Here is a 16551-nt window from a genome sequence, read left to right on the forward strand (position 1 = left end):
GGTTTACGCCCTCGATTCGGCCGCCAGACGGCGCATGACGTCTTTTTCCTGTGGGGGTAATCCACTTGCCACTCTTTTCTGTATTTCGCGGCGTACGGCCGTTATAGGCTTCAGGATGTGCAACACACGATCGAGGGGCATGCGGAGCATCAGCGCGATGCACTCGGGGGAGCGCCCCAGGCGCTGCAGCTCGTAGATACCGGTCATCACCCGGCGGCCGTAGCTGATACGGTCACCAATTTTGACGATCGGACCAGATTCTGCTGCCGGTCGGGCTACGCGCTGGGGTTTGGGCGGTGGGCAGTACGGCGCGCGGGAACGGGCGCGGGCCGCCTGGTTGATTCTGTCTATGATGGCCGGCAGGTGATCGCAGCCGTCATCCATCACAAACCGCTTATCGCGGATCATTTCGTTGATAGTGCTCATGGTCTTTCCTCGTTTTGGTCGTTCAAGCGCTGGTCAGGCGCCGGTTAAAAACTCTTTGTCGCTTCATTCTTGTCGGCGTAACGCCGCTCTCTCGCTTGCCCGGTTTGCGCCCGGCGCGCGGCCTCCTCATCGGTTATGTCTCGGATATATCCGTTTTCCAGCAGCGCATACGCGGTGCCAGTAGAGCCCTCGCGGTTCAGGCGCAAAATCACTTCCATCAGCTGCGGGTCGGCGCCTTTGGTGTATACGGCGTCACGGTACAGGCCGATCCACACGTCGCAATCCTGCTCGATCTGGCCGGTGTCCTTACTGTCGCTCGGCACCGGGCGCTTGTCGGCGCGGTCTTCGAGTTTGCGGTTCAGCTGGGTCAGCAGCAGCACCGGGCAATCCAATTCTTTGGCCAAATTTTTCAGACCAGTGGTGATATCGCCATACGCAATATCACGGCGCTCGGCTTCCTCGGCTTTCATCAGGGTCAGGTAGTCGATCGCCACCAGCCCCACCGTGCCGCGCTGGCGCTTCACTTTGCGGCACTCCGCCACGATGTGCGCCAACGTCACGCCCGGCGTACTGTCGATCATCAGATTCGACTCGGCCAGCTCGGTGGCCTTGGCCATGGCGCGCGCCATATCGCTGTCGTCGTGGGCGCCAACGTAAAAAATTTCGGACTTCACGCGGGCTTCCTGTGCGACCATTCGCTCGATGATCCCCCGGTCGGTCATTTCCAGGCTAAAAACGAGCGTCGGTAGTCGGTGATTCAGTGCAAAGTGCGCGCTGATTTTGTTGTAGAGCGCGGTTTTGCCCATTTTCGGGCGGGCGCCCACCACAACCAGCGCGCCACGCAGCACCTGTTTCGGGTACATCAGCCGGTCGAGACTCTCGATCCCCAACGTCAGGCCGGCGGCGCTGTCCGGGTCTTGGAATCGGCGATCCATCTCGTCCACCCATTCGCCGATCACTTCCCCCGCAGCACGCAGGCCGCCGCGTTTGCCGGTTCTCGCATGGTCGGATACGGCGGTGATCATCTGCTGCACGCTGGCCAGCTTGTTCGCCGCGTCCATGCCGTTGTTGGCGCCCACCAGCTCAACGCAGGCGTAAAGCTTCTCCAGCGCATAGCGGAGAACCGCTTTCTCTCGCACTGCATGCGCATAGCTGACCATCGCCGGGACGCTGGTATTCCTGCCGGTTTCCGCCAGATACGCGAATCCGCCTACCTGCTCCAGTACGCCCTTGCTCTCGAGTGAATCGCTCAGAGTGATCAGGTCAGTCGGGCGGCTGGCGTTCACCAGCGCGCGCAGCTCGGTGAAAATTATCCGGTGCGCCGCCAGGTAGAACGATTCCGGTTTCAACAGGCCGAACACTGCCGCCGCCCTGTCGTGCTCAGTGTTGTGCATCAGGCTGCCGAGAATGGCCTGCTCAAGGTCGATGTTGTACGGGGCGGCCGGCAGGTTATCGATCATCGGCGCGGCCCTCTTTCACGGCGACATAGCAGCGCTCAGTGATCAGGTAGTCGAAGTTTTTGCGGCGCCACTGGCCACCACGGCCGTTCGGCCGGTCTTCCAGCATCCACCGGCAGTTCTCGGCGATAAACTGCAGGTATGCCTGCCAGCGGGTTTCGTTAAACTTGAATTTCTTCCAGAAGTTACGCAGCGTGCGCTTACGGGTATCCGTCAGGATCTGCACCGTCGCCATTTCCGGCAGCGTAGCGTGATAGGCTTCGAGGATTTTTTGATAATCCATCCGATCGGCCTGCGGCTGTTCAGGGTGATCAGCGCCAGCTGATCCACCAACAATAGGTTCATTGACTGGTTCAAAAGAATGACTGATTCTGGGTGCAGCTCCTGCACCCTCCCCCCCTGCAGCAGATGCACCCATGGGTGCAGGATTTGCACCATAGGGTGCAGCATTTGCACCATAGGGTGCAGCATTTGCACCATACCCACCCAGCACTAAGTGGTAGATATTTGAGCGATTCAGGCCGTTCTCGGCTTTGCGCTCTTCGATACGCACCAGACCGTCTTTGACCAGCTGCTGAATGTGATTTTGGGCAGAGCGCTTGGAGATTTCGCACTGCTCAGCGATGTACTGAACCGCTGGCCAGCACTCCCCCTGATCGTTGGCGTTGTCGGCCAGTTTCAGCAGCACCAATTTGCGCAGCGGGTTGCCGACTTTGATTTTCATGGCCCGCACCATCAGTTCCATGCTCATGATCAGATCCCCAGCGAGTCTGCAAGCTGGCGGCACGCGTCCTGGTACTGCTCCGGCGATAAGTTTTCTTCACGCAGCGCGGCCTTGCCCTGCTCGTATTGTTCCCAGACAGCATGCGCGGCAGCCTGTCGATCTTCAAAGATCGGTCTGATTTCTGCGGCGTCGGCAGGCATGCCATTCAGGCGCCAGCCGTTCCGGTATGTGATGTGGTTGGCTTGCATTGGTCTTTCCTCGGTACAAAGTTTTACGCGGCGCTGGTCAGGCGCTGGGTTTCCTGCAGGGCGACAAGTGCGCCGGCAATGCGCTGCGGCGAGTCACAGGCGCCGAGCAGGATTGCGATAATCGCGGCGGCAAATTCACGGATGGCCACCGAAAGCAAATACTGTTGAGTCGGGCCGGCCAGCCTGGCGCGCCGTTCCGCCGGCAGCGCGGCAAGCATAGCGTCGGCCAGTTCCCGCACCTTCTCACGCGCGGCTTTCGACTCGCTGCGCATATGGCGAAATATCGCCTGCCGGTTGGTGTTGATCGCTCGCCAGTCGGCGGCACCGGTTTCATCCTCAATCGGATACAGCCGAACCCGATCACCGTCGGCGCCGAGCTGGAACCATGCGCGGGTGATCTCGATGGCAACGTGTTCCTGCCCCTGCTCCGCCGCCCAGCCCACGATCTCGTTTTTCAGTTTCTCGATGTTTTCCACTTCGCGTCTCCTGTCGCTCGAAAACCCATTTTGCTTAATCGGATTTCGGTGGGGTTGGTTGTTAAGCTGCATCCGTTGATTTCGGGTGCTGGTATGCCGCGGGGTCGTAAGACAGCTCACCATCAGTTAAGCGATCTAAACGAGCAGCGCGTCGTTCGGGAATTTGCTTCCCCCAGCGCGATACTGAAGCCTGCGAAACGCCCGCGGCTTCAGCGAGTTTGGTTTTATTTCCGAAGAATTTAACTGCGTCTTCAGTAAGCATTCTTGCCTCCTGTGATTAACATTTGTTTGAAAATTACAACTTAACAAAAGCTAAGTCAAATTAATTTATAGTAACTGGATGAAAATGACCTCATTAAGCGACCGCATGAAGATGCGCAGGACAGAACTGGACATTTCACAGCAGCGGCTAGCTGACGCTGTGAAGGTTTCTCACGTCACAGTTTTTAAATGGGAGAACGGAGACACTGAACCGAAAGGCAAAAACCTTTTTCTGTTGTCTAAGGCTCTACGCTGTACTCCTACCTGGTTGCTTTACGGTGATGAAGATCAAACCCCACTCCCTGCCGATCAGCTGCCTGTAGAGCTTGACGAACGACAAGCCAAGCTCATCGAACTATTTGATTCTCTTCCTGAATCAGAGAAAGATCGTCACTTGGCTGATCTAGAGGCCAAGGTCAACGACTTCAATGCTCTTTTTGAAGAGCTTTTGACTGCAAGAAAAAACTCAAAGAAAAAATAATATAAATATCAGTAAATTACTCAATTCGATGCAGAGACTTAACTTTTTGCAAGTAATTTTTATTGACCATTAACTTACCTTTAGTTAAGCTAATTTCATCAACAGCGCACTAACCCTGCAGCGGTTGTTCAGAAATGTTCCGCCAGCCGGGCGATACGCGGCAAAGAATTTAAACGTGGTGGTCGTAACTTCGGGGCGTTGTTCTCGGCCACCACAACCCGAAAGACATTGCTGTGTGTAGTCTTTCGCCCCGCGCGCCGGGGCAATTTTTTCACCCAGCAAATAGAGGAAAGACCAGCGGCCTGACCAGCCTGACAGCCGGGAAAGACCGGCAACCACCAGACGTAAAAAAACCCGCCGAAGCGGGTTCTTTTACCCCGGCGCCGACCAAAGCAACCGGGAATGATACAGGGGACCAACCCTGTATCGAGGAAAGACCAATAACCCATGGAGCTACTGATCAGCTCCGATTATATCAGGAGTCGCTATGAAAGCACTACAGATACCCGTCACGCTGTTTATCCACGCGAACGTTAGCCAGTACACGCAAGAGAAAATCTCTGTGTTCACCATGGACATGTCTCAGTACCCGGAATACGTGCTGCTGGAAACCCGCACAATTCACATCGACGTTAACCAGCCTGAACCGATCGACATCATCGGGAAACAGGTTGAAGCGTTGAAGCTGGAAAAAGCCCGTCTGGCCGACGCCACTTACAAACGCATTGCCGAGATCGACGATCAGGTGCAGCAGCTGCTTTGCATTGAGCACTGCCCTGTCGACGCCGACGAACTCCCGTACTGAGGGCGTGGCCATGGATATCGAAATGGATAACCTGAAATCAGAGCTGGTGCTGTGGTATGGAGTCGATCCAGCAAGCCAACGCGATCAGTTCGAAGCCGCGGCGACGCACGGCTATTCCGACGAGGCGATCGAGGTTTTCACCTACATCGACGGCAACGCCGCCGACACCCGCGACCGCTTGCTAATGGCCGTAATGATGGCGACGTCTGACACCCTGCAGCAGCGCCAACGTGAGCTTTACAGCTGGTATTGCGACAACGTGAAAGCCGTAGCGCGCGAGAAGTTTTAACCCACCCCGGCGCCTGACCAGCGCCGTTTTTAAACAGAGGAAAGACCAAAAATGCCTATCTACATTTCACTTTTTGAGCCGAAGAAAAAGGCCCAGGTTAACGGCGCCGTACCGCTGGTGATCGCGTTGGAAGCTCCAAACAAGCGCGCGGCCGAAAGCATCGCCACCGGCAAACTGTACGAATCCTACCCGGAGGGCGGCGACAACTTCTTCAATCCGAAAACCGTCGAAGATCAAACTGGACACCCTCGCCCGGCTGTCGGTCAGTTCGATGAAAAATTTGCCGCTGATAACGTGTTCGACGGCAACGCGTGGACGCCAAAAGAGCCAGATCCAGAATTGCCGGCCGGGCCTATCGACCTGATGGCGCAGCCTGCGGATATTCGGATCGCCGCCGTCGTCATGTACTGCAACACCGAGATCGATAACCATCAACTGTCGATGGCTGCGGATTTCATCAACGACGAAGAAACCCCGGACGATACCGGCATGCGCGACCTAATCACTGGTCTGCAGTCGGTAAAAGCGGTCGGTGCAATGTCACCAGAGGCGATTTTGCGGCTGGCGCAGGCTGTCATTCAGAGCTTTGGGGATGATATGCCGTCGCATGACGATGTTGTCGAGTTTGCTCAGGCCTGGGTGGATAATCCGCGCGATCGCGAAAACTTTACTCAAACCAGCACCAGCACCAGCACCAGCACCAGCACCAGCACCAGCACCGACAATACCGGCGGTGCGGCCGACTACAACACCCTGAGCATGCACACCGCACTGTCGATCATGGGCGTTAATCCTGCGGATGCGAAAGCGGCTGACGTGAAGAACGCCAAAGAGATTATCGCAAACCGCGATAACGCTTGGCGCGCGTGGGACAAAACGCTGCGTGTGATCGTCGGCATTCTCAACGTCGAAACGGACGTGCGCCACGGCATCATTTCCGACGGCCTGAAAAACCTCAAGCTGATCAGCGACGACGCAGAACGCCTGCACTTTGTGAAATCCCGTCTTGCTGGTCACCCTGCATGCGCCGAACTGGCGAACTATGGCAAGGGCGACGAGAAGCCGGTCGAGGTGGCCAACCTTGGCGGCGGCCGCTTCTCTATCGAAGGTCTGATCGGAAGCGGTGAGCAGCAGCATACGGATCCAGACACGGCGCAACCTGCCGCCTCAAATCAGGGTGAAAAAACGGAAGTGGCGCAGCAGCAGGTTACCGACGCCGCGGCTGCGCAGGCCAAGCAGCAACTGGATCAGATGGGCTATGGCGTTTACGCCAACGCGCCAGCGGAGAAATCCCCGCAACTGCAGCAGGCGGAAGAAAACGCCGACCGCGCCGAAGCGCTGGCGCAGCAGCTGAAAGCCGACGATTTCCAGCAGCGTGCCGCGCAGGTTGCGCAGGTGATCGCCGAGCAGCCAGCGGAGGCCCAGCAGAATCTCGATATCTGGAAGCGCGTTATGCGCACAGATCCTCGATATACGAAGCCGATCGAGGGGGCTGGCTATGTAGGTACAAGCATCAACAGCGAATACATGTTTATGCGCGCAACCGAAATTTTTGGCCCTATCGGTACGGGCTGGGGCTTTGACATTGTAGAGGAGAAGATGATCGCCGGCGCACCAATGAGCGAGGCCGTATTCGAGGGCGGGAAAATTATTGGTAACCGCATTCTTCGCGATGCCGACGGCTCTATCTTGTTCGAGCAGAACCACAGCCTGCTGATCGAGTTTTGGTATGTCCTGAACGGTACCAAAGGCCGAGTTACGGCATATGGCGCCACGCCATATATGTACAAAACGAAACGCGGTTTTATGGCTGACGGTGAGGTGATGAAAAAGAGCCTCACCGACGCGATCAAAAAGTCGCTGTCCATGCTGGGCTTCTCCGCCGACGTGTTCCTGGGTTGGCATGACCTGCCGGAATATCGCGAAGAAAACGCCACCGAGTTCGCGATCAGAAATGCCAGTGACAAGGCCGAAGACGTAACGCGCCTGCGTGAAGAACTGGACGAGAAGCTGGCAAAAGTCGCCGACACCATCACATCTGCTGTAACAGTCAACGAGGCCAGTAAGGTTCACGCCTCCATCGCTCGCGAGGTCGAAACGCATCGCAAGGCCGCTGAGGAAAAAGGCGATGCCGATCACGCCAAGTACCTGACCGGCCGCCTGCGCCGCCTGACAACCCTGAAAGATGAACGTATCGCCGCGCTGACCGAGGAGAAAGCATAATGAGTATTAACGCCATTGCATTAGCAGCTGATTACGCCAAGTTTCAGGAGCTGATCGAAACCTCCGACGATCTGACGCCGGAGATGATCGCCGACACGCTGGAAGGTATCGAGGGGGCGCTGGGCGACAAACTGGACGCGGCTTTTATCCACGTTCGTAATATCGAGGGGCAAGCCGACACGCTGGCGGCTGAAATCAAACGCCTGACAGACCGTAAAAAATCATTCGAGAACCGCGCCAAGTCGATCCGCAAGTATGTGCTGGCGTGCCTGCTGGCCAGCGGCCAGGGCTCCATTAAAACCACCGCAAATACCTTCACGGCGCGCAAAGGATCCGCCGGTGTGGTGGTCGACAATGCCGACCTGTTGCCGGATGAACTGGTGACGGTGCAAACGGTGGTAGCGCCGGACAAGAAAGCCATCAAAGAGGCAATCGAGAACGGCGTGGAAGTCAAAGGCGCGCATATCGAAATCGGCGAACCGTCGCTGCAGGTGCGTTAATCATCCGGCCCCGGCGACGGGGCCAATACTGAGGATCTCACATGCTGAGAATGTACCTGGCCAAAGGCGATGCGGTGCACGTGACCTTCCCTGACGGTACCACCGGAATCATTGAGGCCGAGAGCCGCGGCGAACTGGCTTTCCACTTCCCGCAATCTGTACGCCTGACACGCGAGAAAGAAGCCTTTAAAAAACCGATTACGCCTAATCAGAAATAACCACCCCCGCCATGTTTGCATTGTTGGAAACCACACAACGGGGAACAGCAATGCAACCATGGCAACCAGGCGCCCGCCTACTCTCTGATTTCGATATCAAGATCGGCCGGCTATCTGCCAGCGTCAGAAAAGCGACGCTGAGCGATGACGATATCGCCCGGGCGTGTCGTGTGACCGACGACGCAATCGCCCAATCACTGAAGCTGAAACTGAGGAAAGACCATGTCCAACAAATTGATCCAGGGGAGTTGCAATAGTCATCTTCCAAACACAATCAACAACACTAGCCACGCCGTATTTTTGACCTTAGAGGAATGGTGCAATAGCACTTATCCTGGGAAAAAACCGTCATTGCAAACTCTTCAGCGCTGGGCTCGAAACGGCAATTTTTACCCGGCGGCTGAAAAACACGGTAAGCAATACAGGCTTGTACCTGGTGCCATATACATAGACCCAAGCGATCCTCGCTTAGGCAAAAAAATAAAAGAAGCTCGCAGCATCGAGCCAGCAAGAACAGCGTTTATGGAGAAAGTGATTAATGACTCGGCAAAGGGGGGAGTATGACATGAGACTGCCTAAAAACCTGACATTCCGCCGAAACCGGAACGCGTTCTACTGGCGCAATCCAGTCACCAAAAAGGAGATCTCTCTCGGTCAGATTTCGCGACGCGAGGCTATCGCCCAGGCGATTGAAGCCAACCACTATATCGAACAAAATTACTCTCCCGTTCTGCTCCTGGAGAAAATCAAGGGCAGCCACGAATACACGCTAAACGCCTGGCTCGATCGGTACGATGTCCTATTCAAGCGGCGAGAACTTGCCGAGAACACATACAAAGTGCGCGCCGGCCAAATTGCCATTATCCGGGAGCGCCTGGGCGACATGGTGCTGACAAAAATCACGACACGCCACATCGCCGAATTTCTCGAGTTTTGGATCGCCCAGAACAAAAAGACAATGGCCGCAACCATGCGATCGGTGCTGTCTGATATTTTCCGCGAGGCGATCGTGGAAGGTCACATAGAAAATAACCCTGTGACCCCTACCCGCGCGGCGAAAGCTGTCGTGATGCGCGAACGTCTGGAACTGAAGCAATACGGGCCGATTCGAGAGGCCGCGGAAACAATGCCGCCTTGGTTCTGCCTGGCGATGGATCTCGCTCTGGTCTCCGGCCAGCGCCGCGAGGATCTGACACAAATGCGCTTTAGCCATATCGTTGACGGACGCCTGCAGGTTGAACAAGGCAAGACAGGGGCTTTGCTCTCCCTCCCCCTTGATCTTGAACTGAAATGCATGGGCCTGCGGCTTGGCGCCGTTATCGACCGATGCCGATTGGTCAGCACGACGGACTTCATGATCAGCGCCGGCATCAGGAAAAATAGCCCAGATGGTTCGATCCATCCCGACGGGTTAACGAAAAAATTTGTCGCCGCGCGGAAAGCATCGGGTTTGGAGTTTCAGGAAAGCCCACCGACGTTCCACGAGATCCGAAGCCTGTCCGGCCGCCTGTACGAAAAGCAGAACGACAAGGCATTTGCTCAAAAGCTGCTGGGGCATACAACGGAAATGATGACGCTGAAATATCTCAAAACGAGGGGGAAAGAGTACGTGATGCTGTAAAAGACCGAATATCAAAATTCGGACATATTTCGGACATTTTCGGACAAGCGAAAATAAACCCTTTAAAATCAACAACTCAAAAAAAGACCGAATACGATTCCTATATTCGGTCTAGGGAAATGGCTCTTGGGAGAGAGCCGTGCGCTAAAAGTTGGCATTTAATGCAGGGCTTGTTCAGCCGTGCACTTTAAGAGTAGCCTACCGCGCCAGTTTTGCCAGCCGCCCGGCGGCCGCGTGATAGTTTCGTGACGAAATAACTATGCGGCAAATGCGCATCAATCTGCGCGCGCTGGGCAAGGCGTTGGCAAACAAGCGGTTAGTCAGCGCACAGCTTCTCGGCGCGTTCGATAAACGGCGCCATGCTCATTTTCTTCCCCGGTTCAGCGGGATCGTCCAGCAGGATCACGTCCAGCGGCTGTGCGCGCTGATGGCCCTTCTTCACCTGCTGCTCCGCCGCGTCGTTGAGCGGGTATTGCATCAGGGTGCTGTTATTCAGCACGAACAGCGCGCCGCCGCTGCGGCACTGCAGCGTCACCTCTTCCTTGGTGAACGCCCACTGTTTGCCGTACTCCAGTTTGGTGATGTTAACCAGTTTGTCTGCCGCCAGCGCGCCGGTCGCGGTTGCCAGCAGCGTAATGCCGAGTAATACCGATTTCATGTGATGGCCTTAAGGTTGCTATTCGCGTCGATTTTCCCGCAGCTTGCCGGCCTGCGGCAAGCTGAAATGTCAAACCGGCGCATAGGTTGCAAATAAACTGACCAGCAGCAGCACCGCCATCCCCAGCCCGACTTCGAGCCAGCAGGCCAGCACCACCCCGCGCTGCGCCAGCGCCGGTACGCGGCTCATCGCCGGCACGATGGCGTAGCGATTGGCCAGCGCCACCATCACCATCAGCGCCACCAGCGCGGTTTTGATCAGCAGCAGGCGCTGATAAGGCGAGCTGAGATTAAGCGGCCAACCGCCGAGTATGATCAGGCTGTTGACGATGCCGGTGACGATCACCGCCGCCACCGCCAGGTGCCCCCAGCGCGAGAAACGGATCAGCGTGGTGATGGCGTCGCTGCGCCACTGCGGCGGCTGCAGGTAGCGCAGGCAAACCAGCAGCGGCGCCAGACTGCCGAACCAGTAACCGGCGGCCAGCAGGTGCGCCACATGGTTGGCGCGGTGCAGCGCACCCAGCGCGCCTTCGTGCATCGCCGCGTGGCCGATGAACGCCAGGCTCACCAGCAGCAGCGCTGAGCACAGCGCCAACGCCTGCGCGCGCGGCCGTTTTGGCAGCAGCAGGCTCAGGATCGCCAGCAGCGACAGGCCCAGATGCCAGCGCCACACTTCGCCGAAGGTGGTGCCGAGCACCGCCCACCAAACCTCCAGCCGCCAGGTGTCTTGCCAACCGTCCCCCATCTGCCCGGCCTGAATGGCCAGCAGCGCCACGGCGGAAAGCCCGGCAATCCAGGTGCCGGCAAGCAGCAGCGGACGCACATCGCGGGAGAGGATCGGGGAAAGGCGCTGCGGTGCCAATAAGGCGGTGAACAGACTGATGCCAAACATCAGCATCACCGCCGCAAAGTGCACCAAGCGACACAGAACGAACAGGGTCGCCAAACTCACGATCAGTTTACGGTGAAGCTGTACTGGCCTTTGGTTTTATGCCCGTCGACCGACACCACATGCCAGCTGACGTTGTATTTGCCCGCGCTCAGCTCGCCTTCGATCGGCACGTTGACCTGGGTGTTGTTGTTCGGATCGAGCTGCAGCTTGCCGGTTTTCACCACGGCGTTATCCGGGCCGGTGATTTTCACGCCGCTGAAGTTCGGCTCGATGCCTTCGGAGAAGCTGAGAGTCAGCGCCTTCGGCGCCGGGCTGACGCTGGCGTCGGCCTTCGGCGTTTCCACTTTCAGGTGAGCGTGCGCCAAGGCTTGCTGTGAAGACAGGCCAACGAACAGGACGAAAACGGTGGAAAGCAGGCGACAGGAGGAACGAATTTTACCGATCACAGTGGTATCCCTTAACAATATAAAGAGGGTCATAAGGGTTAAGGCCACAGCCAAGGCGATGTATCAGCGGCCCCAACCCACCGCAAATGATTGCGCCACGGGTAAACAGAAAAACGGGTTGTATCGGCTAACCCGCTGTTTTGACTCTACCATCCCTGTAGCGTATCGCGGTAAATCATAACGAGCACGCCTCAGCAAGTCGAGCGCATCACTGGCATTTTGCGATCCGGCAGCACGTATCGCCGCATAACCGCGATAAACGCAGGGTAAAAAAAACCACGCGTCGGGTTTGCCCCGCGCGCGGTTTTTCAATGTTCAGTCAGGGATCAGGCCTGGCCGTTGCCGCCCTGGCCCATCGCGCCCATTTTCTTCAGGTCTTTGTCGATGAAGAACAGGCCTTTGCCGCTGGTGCCCACCAGCGCCAGCTTATCCAGCACGGATTTGAACAGTTTCTCTTCTTCGTGCTGCTCCGCCACGTACCATTGCAGGAAGTTGAAGGTGGAGTAATCGTGAGAGGACATTGCCGCGTGCGCCAGCTCGTTGATCTGACGGGTGATCAGCTTCTCGTGTTCGTAGGTCTGTTCGAACACGTCCGCCAGTGACTCAAACGCCACCGGCGGGGCCGCGATGGTGCCCAGCAGCGGCAGAGAGCCGGTGTCGCTCAGGTAGTCGAACAGACGTTGCATATGCTGCATCTCTTCCTGAGAGTGCTCTTTAAGAAATGCGGCGGCGCCTTCAAAGCCTTTGTCGCTGCACCATGCGCTCATCTGCAGATACAGGTTGGCGGAGTAGAACTCCAGATTCAGTTGCTCATTCAGCTTTTGAGTCATTTCTTGCGTCAGCATAATCATTCCTTTTATTTTGCAGGTCATGAATTTAATTTCCGCGCATTATGCCCTGTCGCCGTAAAAATAAAAACACCTTATTTACATTCAAACCAAATCAATTACAAAAACAAATTATATCAATAAGTTAAAATATCATAAAATTATTGGTAATTAACATGAGAATTATTTAGATCTTTTATTTTAATCAAAAAGCGAATCATTCTTATTTAAAAGAATAAATAGATTGCATTACTCTTGGATAAATATCGCCCGCCGCCGCGGCGCAACGGGCTTGCCAAGCGCCGCCGGGTGGATTACCTTCTGCGCAGATTCAATGCGGCAAAGTAAGGAGCATAAGGTGGGTTACAATCTGGCCGAGTTGTCCAAAGAAGAAATGGACAGGGTGAATGTGGATCTCGCCGCCTCAGGCGTGGCGTACAAAGAGCGTTACAACATGCCGGTGATCCCGGAAGTGGTGGAGCGCGAGCAGCCGGAGCCGCTGCGCGACTATTTTCGCGAGCGCGTGGCGCACTACCGCGCGGAATCCCACAAGTTTTCGCGTCTGCCTTACGAACCGAAGGCCAAATAACAAAACCCGCCGTTACGGCGGGTTTTTCGTGTCACTTGCCGGCGAATCGGTCGGTGGCGATCATCAGCTGGTGCAAAATGCCCGGTTCATCAAACGAATGCCCCGCCCCTTCCACGATATGCAGCTCCGCCTCCGGCCAGGCCTTGGCCAGATCCCAGGCGTTCTGCACCTGGCAGGCCATGTCATAGCGGCCGTGGACGATCACCGCCGGGATATGGCGGATCAGCGGCACGTTGCGCAGCAGTTGGTCATCGCTCTCCAGGAACCCCAAATGCGTGAAGTAGTGGTTTTCAATGCGGGCGAACGCCAGCGCGAAATCATCCTCGCCGAACGAAGCGGATTCACGGCTTGGCAACAGCGTCACCGTTTCCCCTTCCCACACGCTCCACAGTTTGGCCGCTTCGAGCTGCACCTGCGGATCGGCTGAAGTCAGCCGCTGCCGATAGGCGGCAATCACGTCTTTGCGCTCGTCATCCGACAGAATGGACAGCACGCGCTCCCACTTGTCCGGGAAGAAGCGCGAGGCGCCATCCTGGTAATACCAATGCAGCTCCTGCTTGCGCAGGGTAAAGATACCGCGCAGCACCATTTCACTGACGCGCTCCGGGTGGGTCTGCGCATAGGCGAGCGCCAACGTAGATCCCCAGGAGCCGCCGAACACCAGCCACTGCTCGACGCCGGCCATTTCGCGCAGCCGCTCGATATCGGCCACCAAATGCCAGGTGGTGTTGTTGTCCAGACTGGCGTGCGGACGGGAGCGGCCACAGCCGCGCTGATCGAACAGCAATACCTTGTAGCGCTCGGGATCGAACAGCTGGCGATGATGCGCAGAGATGCCGCCGCCCGGCCCGCCATGAATGAAGACCGCCGGTTTACCGTTCGGGTTGCCGCTCAGCTCCCAGTAGATCCGGTGGCCATCCCCAGTGTCCAGCCAACCGCTGTCGTATGCCGCTAACGGCGGGTACAAACCTCGTAATTGTTCCATGGCGCTTTCCGTCTCTCTGTGAGTCATGCTTTCATCAAAGCGGAAGCCGCCCGGCAGGTCAACGGTAAAACCTGAAAACTCGAACGCGCGCCGGGAACTCGGCGCGCGTTTGCTCAAAATCGCAACGACCCGCCTGCAAAATGCCCACAGGCCCGATCAGTTCACGCCTTGTTACGCCTACACGCCTTTACGCATATGCGGCTCGCGCATCTCCTGTGCGGTTTTCGCCTCGATGCTCAGTTCCGCCGTCGGGCGCAACATCAGGCGTGCCAAGCCGATGGGTTCGCCGGTTTCCCGGCAGTAGCCGTATTCGCCGTTCTGCAACCGCGCCAGCGCCGCATCGATTTTCGGCAGCAGGCGGCTTTCGCGATCCAACTGGCGGAACAACAGGCGCAGCTCTTCTTCGCGCGCCGCCTTGTCGGCTTCATCGCCCGTCGCTTCGCCGCTGTCGATCGCCTTCTTCAGCTCATCGATGTGCAACAGCAGTTTTTGCCGCTCATCCTGCAGCAGCTGGCGGAAAAAAGCCCGTTGAACCGAGTTCATGTAATCAGAATCCGGCATGGCCAGCAGTTGCTGCGCATCCGGTAATGTCATCACTGTCATTGCGTTCTCCGAACTCTAAAAGTGTAATATTATAACATAATAATTATTTTAAGCACCCGGTCATCCAAAAACAAAATTTCACGTGCAAACAGCCAGTTACATGCTACTTGCACTTTGTCGCTTGCATCCTGTCGGCTTTAGGCGGTTAATGGCTGAGCAAGCCACCCAATCATAGGTAACGAGAGGCCATCATGAGTAAGGGAATGGATAGCAAAAAAAATGCGAAGAAGAAGCCGTTGAAAACCCCAGCCGAGAAACGTGCGGAGAAACGCGCTAAAAAAGCGCATCCGTCTGGTGAGTAAACGTCCTTCCATCCGTCATTAAACCCGCCAAGGCGGGTTTTTTATTGCCTCACTGGAGAGATGGCCAATGCCGTGCTTTACCCTCGCCGCAGCCCAATACCCCGCCGCTGCGGCCAATATCGCCTGCAACCTTGAACGTCACCTTGAATTTGTCGCGCAGGCAGCCGAACAGCAGGTGCAACTGCTGGTTTTTCCCGAACTGTCGCTAAGCGGCTATGAGCTGGCCGATGCCGCCGAACTGGCGCTGACGCTGGACGATCCGCGTCTGCAACCGCTCGCTGCGGCGGCGCAATCGCATCAGATGACGATCATCGTCGGCGCGCCCTTGCGCAGCGGCCAGGCGCTGCATATCGCCGCCTTGATCTTTCACCCCAACGGCGCGGTGGCCGCCTATACCAAGCAACATCTGCACGGCGCGGAACAACAACGGTTCTTGCCCGGTAATGGCGGCACGCTGCTGGAAATACATCGGCAACGCATCGCGCTGGCTATCTGCGCCGACACCTCGCAACCCGGCCACGCAAGCGCCGCCGCGCTGGCGGGTGCGCAGATTTATGCCGCCGGCGTGCTGGTATCTGAAGCCGGTTACGCGAAAGACAGCGCTGCGCTGGCAGGCTATGCCCGTCGTTATGGCATGGTCACGCTGATGGCCAACCATGCGGCGCCGACCGGAGGCTGGATCCCGGCAGGCCGCAGCGCCATCTGGGATGAAACGGGAGCGCTTTTGGTTGCCGCGCCGGATGACGCCCCTGGCCTTGTCATCGCCGACAGGACCCGCGACGGTTGGCACGGCCGCCTGTGCCGGTTAAGCTGAAGCCTGACGGCAACGCGGAGGAAAGCATGACGTTACGCGTAATAGATACCGAGACCTGCGGGCTGGACGGCGGCGTGGTGGAAGTGGCCTCCCTCGATCTGCTCGACGGCCAATTGACCAACCCGATGAGCGACCTGATCAGCCCGGACCGCCCCATCAGCCTCGACGCGATGGCGATTCATCACATCACCGAACAGATGGTGGAAGGCAAACCGCGCATTGCGGTGGCGATCGGCCGCTATCAGGGCAGCCCCTACTATGTGGCGCACAACGCCGCCTTTGATCGCGGGGTGTTGCCGGAGATGAACGGCGCCTGGATCTGCACCCTCAAGCTGGCGCGCACGCTGTATCCGGACATCAAGTACGGCAACCAGTATCTGCGCTACGCGCTGAATCTGGACGTGCAGCTGCCGGCAGACGCCACGCTGTACCCGCACCGCGCGCTGTATGACTGCTACGTCACCGCCGCACTGCTGCAACGCATCATCAAGGATTCGGGCTGGACGCCGGAGCAAATGGTGCAGATCACCGAACAGCCGGTGCTGCTGAAGAAGTTCAAGTTCGGCAAGTATCGCGGGCAGGAGATCGATCGCATCGCCCAGGAAGACCCCGGCTATCTGCGCTGGATGCTGAAATCCATCGACGATCTGAGCCCGGACATGAAACACACGCTGAAATACTATCTGATTGGCTAACACGGCGGGCGG

24 protein-coding genes are annotated in these 16551 nt (G+C 57.0%); 12 read left to right on the forward strand and 12 right to left on the reverse strand.

What is annotated here, in order from left to right:
* Positions 1 to 3: 3 nt before the first annotated feature.
* From ACJ8M3_RS08350 to ACJ8M3_RS08375, 6 genes are all read right to left on the reverse strand, one after another.
* A complete protein-coding gene (locus ACJ8M3_RS08350) occupies positions 4 to 426 on the reverse strand; it encodes a hypothetical protein (protein ID WP_164033932.1) in 423 nt (140 codons plus the stop codon).
* Positions 427 to 470: 44 nt separating this feature from the next.
* Entirely contained in the window at positions 471 to 1886 is a 1416-nt protein-coding gene (locus ACJ8M3_RS08355) for a DnaB-like helicase C-terminal domain-containing protein (RefSeq protein ID WP_164033931.1), read from the reverse strand.
* Positions 1876 to 2634: a helix-turn-helix domain-containing protein gene (locus tag ACJ8M3_RS08360; RefSeq protein ID WP_164120394.1), complete on the reverse strand. Its 759-nt coding sequence runs from the start codon at positions 2632 to 2634 to the stop codon at positions 1876 to 1878. Before ACJ8M3_RS08360 ends, ACJ8M3_RS08355 begins: the two co-directional genes overlap by 11 nt.
* Positions 2635 to 2636: 2 nt before the next feature.
* The gene (locus ACJ8M3_RS08365; RefSeq protein WP_047568246.1) at positions 2637 to 2855 is read right to left on the reverse strand and encodes a hypothetical protein; all 219 of its coding nucleotides are present in this window, start codon (positions 2853 to 2855) and stop codon (positions 2637 to 2639) included.
* Positions 2856 to 2878: 23 nt separating this feature from the next.
* Positions 2879 to 3331: a toxin YdaT family protein gene (locus ACJ8M3_RS08370; RefSeq protein WP_099032782.1), complete on the reverse strand. Its 453-nt coding sequence runs from the start codon at positions 3329 to 3331 to the stop codon at positions 2879 to 2881.
* 61 nt (positions 3332 to 3392) lie between these two features.
* Positions 3393 to 3593, reverse strand: a complete 201-nt coding sequence (locus tag ACJ8M3_RS08375) for a Cro/CI family transcriptional regulator (protein WP_072269387.1) — start codon at positions 3591 to 3593, stop codon at positions 3393 to 3395.
* 78 nt (positions 3594 to 3671) lie between these two features.
* Here ACJ8M3_RS08375 and ACJ8M3_RS08380 point away from each other — a divergent pair, with 78 nt between their 5' ends.
* The 9 genes from ACJ8M3_RS08380 to ACJ8M3_RS08420 all read left to right on the forward strand — a co-directional run bounded on the left by ACJ8M3_RS08380 (position 3672) and on the right by ACJ8M3_RS08420 (position 9729).
* Positions 3672 to 4073 (forward strand): helix-turn-helix domain-containing protein, encoded by a 402-nt coding sequence (locus ACJ8M3_RS08380; RefSeq protein WP_080335416.1) that lies wholly within the window; start codon positions 3672 to 3674, stop codon positions 4071 to 4073.
* A 487-nt stretch (positions 4074 to 4560) separates the two neighbouring features.
* Complete coding sequence (locus tag ACJ8M3_RS08385; protein WP_099032783.1) at positions 4561 to 4878, forward strand: hypothetical protein; 318 nt, start codon at positions 4561 to 4563, stop codon at positions 4876 to 4878.
* A gap of 10 nt (positions 4879 to 4888) precedes the next feature.
* Entirely contained in the window at positions 4889 to 5167 is a 279-nt protein-coding gene (locus ACJ8M3_RS08390) for a hypothetical protein (RefSeq protein ID WP_089194571.1), read from the forward strand.
* A gap of 51 nt (positions 5168 to 5218) precedes the next feature.
* Complete coding sequence (locus ACJ8M3_RS08395) at positions 5219 to 7390, forward strand: hypothetical protein (protein ID WP_380693501.1); 2172 nt, start codon at positions 5219 to 5221, stop codon at positions 7388 to 7390.
* Positions 7390 to 7890, forward strand: a complete 501-nt coding sequence (locus ACJ8M3_RS08400) for a siphovirus Gp157 family protein (RefSeq protein ID WP_077038959.1) — start codon at positions 7390 to 7392, stop codon at positions 7888 to 7890. Before ACJ8M3_RS08395 ends, ACJ8M3_RS08400 begins: the two co-directional genes overlap by 1 nt.
* A gap of 41 nt (positions 7891 to 7931) precedes the next feature.
* Entirely contained in the window at positions 7932 to 8108 is a 177-nt protein-coding gene (locus ACJ8M3_RS08405; RefSeq protein ID WP_168166355.1) for a hypothetical protein, read from the forward strand.
* A gap of 50 nt (positions 8109 to 8158) precedes the next feature.
* The gene (locus ACJ8M3_RS08410) at positions 8159 to 8365 is read left to right on the forward strand and encodes a hypothetical protein (RefSeq protein ID WP_182264686.1); all 207 of its coding nucleotides are present in this window, start codon (positions 8159 to 8161) and stop codon (positions 8363 to 8365) included.
* Positions 8331 to 8672: an excisionase gene (locus ACJ8M3_RS08415; protein ID WP_080437611.1), complete on the forward strand. Its 342-nt coding sequence runs from the start codon at positions 8331 to 8333 to the stop codon at positions 8670 to 8672. Before ACJ8M3_RS08410 ends, ACJ8M3_RS08415 begins: the two co-directional genes overlap by 35 nt.
* Positions 8647 to 9729 carry a tyrosine-type recombinase/integrase gene (locus ACJ8M3_RS08420; RefSeq protein ID WP_060450651.1) on the forward strand — a complete coding sequence of 361 codons (1083 nt, stop codon included), beginning with the start codon at positions 8647 to 8649 and terminating at the stop codon, positions 9727 to 9729. Before ACJ8M3_RS08415 ends, ACJ8M3_RS08420 begins: the two co-directional genes overlap by 26 nt.
* 316 nt (positions 9730 to 10045) lie before the next feature.
* Here ACJ8M3_RS08420 and ACJ8M3_RS08425 read toward each other — a convergent pair whose 3' ends face one another.
* The 4 genes from ACJ8M3_RS08425 to ftnA form a co-directional block, all read right to left on the reverse strand.
* Positions 10046 to 10387 (reverse strand): YebY family protein, encoded by a 342-nt coding sequence (locus ACJ8M3_RS08425; protein WP_016928154.1) that lies wholly within the window; start codon positions 10385 to 10387, stop codon positions 10046 to 10048.
* Between the two features lie 69 nt (positions 10388 to 10456).
* On the reverse strand, positions 10457 to 11338 hold the full coding sequence (gene copD, locus ACJ8M3_RS08430; protein ID WP_089196930.1) for a copper homeostasis membrane protein CopD: 882 nt from the start codon (positions 11336 to 11338) through the stop codon (positions 10457 to 10459).
* A gap of 2 nt (positions 11339 to 11340) precedes the next feature.
* Positions 11341 to 11724, reverse strand: a complete 384-nt coding sequence (yobA, locus tag ACJ8M3_RS08435; protein ID WP_004940886.1) for a CopC domain-containing protein YobA — start codon at positions 11722 to 11724, stop codon at positions 11341 to 11343.
* 326 nt (positions 11725 to 12050) lie between these two features.
* The gene (ftnA, locus tag ACJ8M3_RS08440; protein WP_033642716.1) at positions 12051 to 12569 is read right to left on the reverse strand and encodes a non-heme ferritin; all 519 of its coding nucleotides are present in this window, start codon (positions 12567 to 12569) and stop codon (positions 12051 to 12053) included.
* Between the two features lie 340 nt (positions 12570 to 12909).
* On the opposite strand from ftnA, the gene ACJ8M3_RS08445 reads away from it, so the two are divergent.
* Positions 12910 to 13140 carry a DNA polymerase III subunit theta gene (locus ACJ8M3_RS08445; protein ID WP_033642715.1) on the forward strand — a complete coding sequence of 77 codons (231 nt, stop codon included), beginning with the start codon at positions 12910 to 12912 and terminating at the stop codon, positions 13138 to 13140.
* A 31-nt stretch (positions 13141 to 13171) separates the two neighbouring features.
* On the opposite strand, the gene pip is transcribed toward ACJ8M3_RS08445, so the two are convergent.
* A complete protein-coding gene (gene pip, locus ACJ8M3_RS08450; protein WP_033644252.1) occupies positions 13172 to 14125 on the reverse strand; it encodes a prolyl aminopeptidase in 954 nt (317 codons plus the stop codon).
* Between the two features lie 177 nt (positions 14126 to 14302).
* A complete protein-coding gene (dksA, locus tag ACJ8M3_RS08455) occupies positions 14303 to 14728 on the reverse strand; it encodes an RNA polymerase-binding protein DksA (RefSeq protein WP_033652008.1) in 426 nt (141 codons plus the stop codon).
* A gap of 369 nt (positions 14729 to 15097) precedes the next feature.
* Here dksA and ACJ8M3_RS08460 point away from each other — a divergent pair, with 369 nt between their 5' ends.
* Entirely contained in the window at positions 15098 to 15844 is a 747-nt protein-coding gene (locus ACJ8M3_RS08460) for a carbon-nitrogen hydrolase family protein (RefSeq protein WP_033642713.1), read from the forward strand.
* 26 nt (positions 15845 to 15870) lie between these two features.
* Entirely contained in the window at positions 15871 to 16539 is a 669-nt protein-coding gene (exoX, locus tag ACJ8M3_RS08465; RefSeq protein WP_033644251.1) for an exodeoxyribonuclease X, read from the forward strand.
* The last annotated feature ends 12 nt before the right edge of the window (positions 16540 to 16551 follow it).

The organism is Serratia sp. CY55921 (assembly GCF_052167655.1).
GTDB lineage: Bacteria > Pseudomonadota > Gammaproteobacteria > Enterobacterales > Enterobacteriaceae > Serratia > Serratia ureilytica.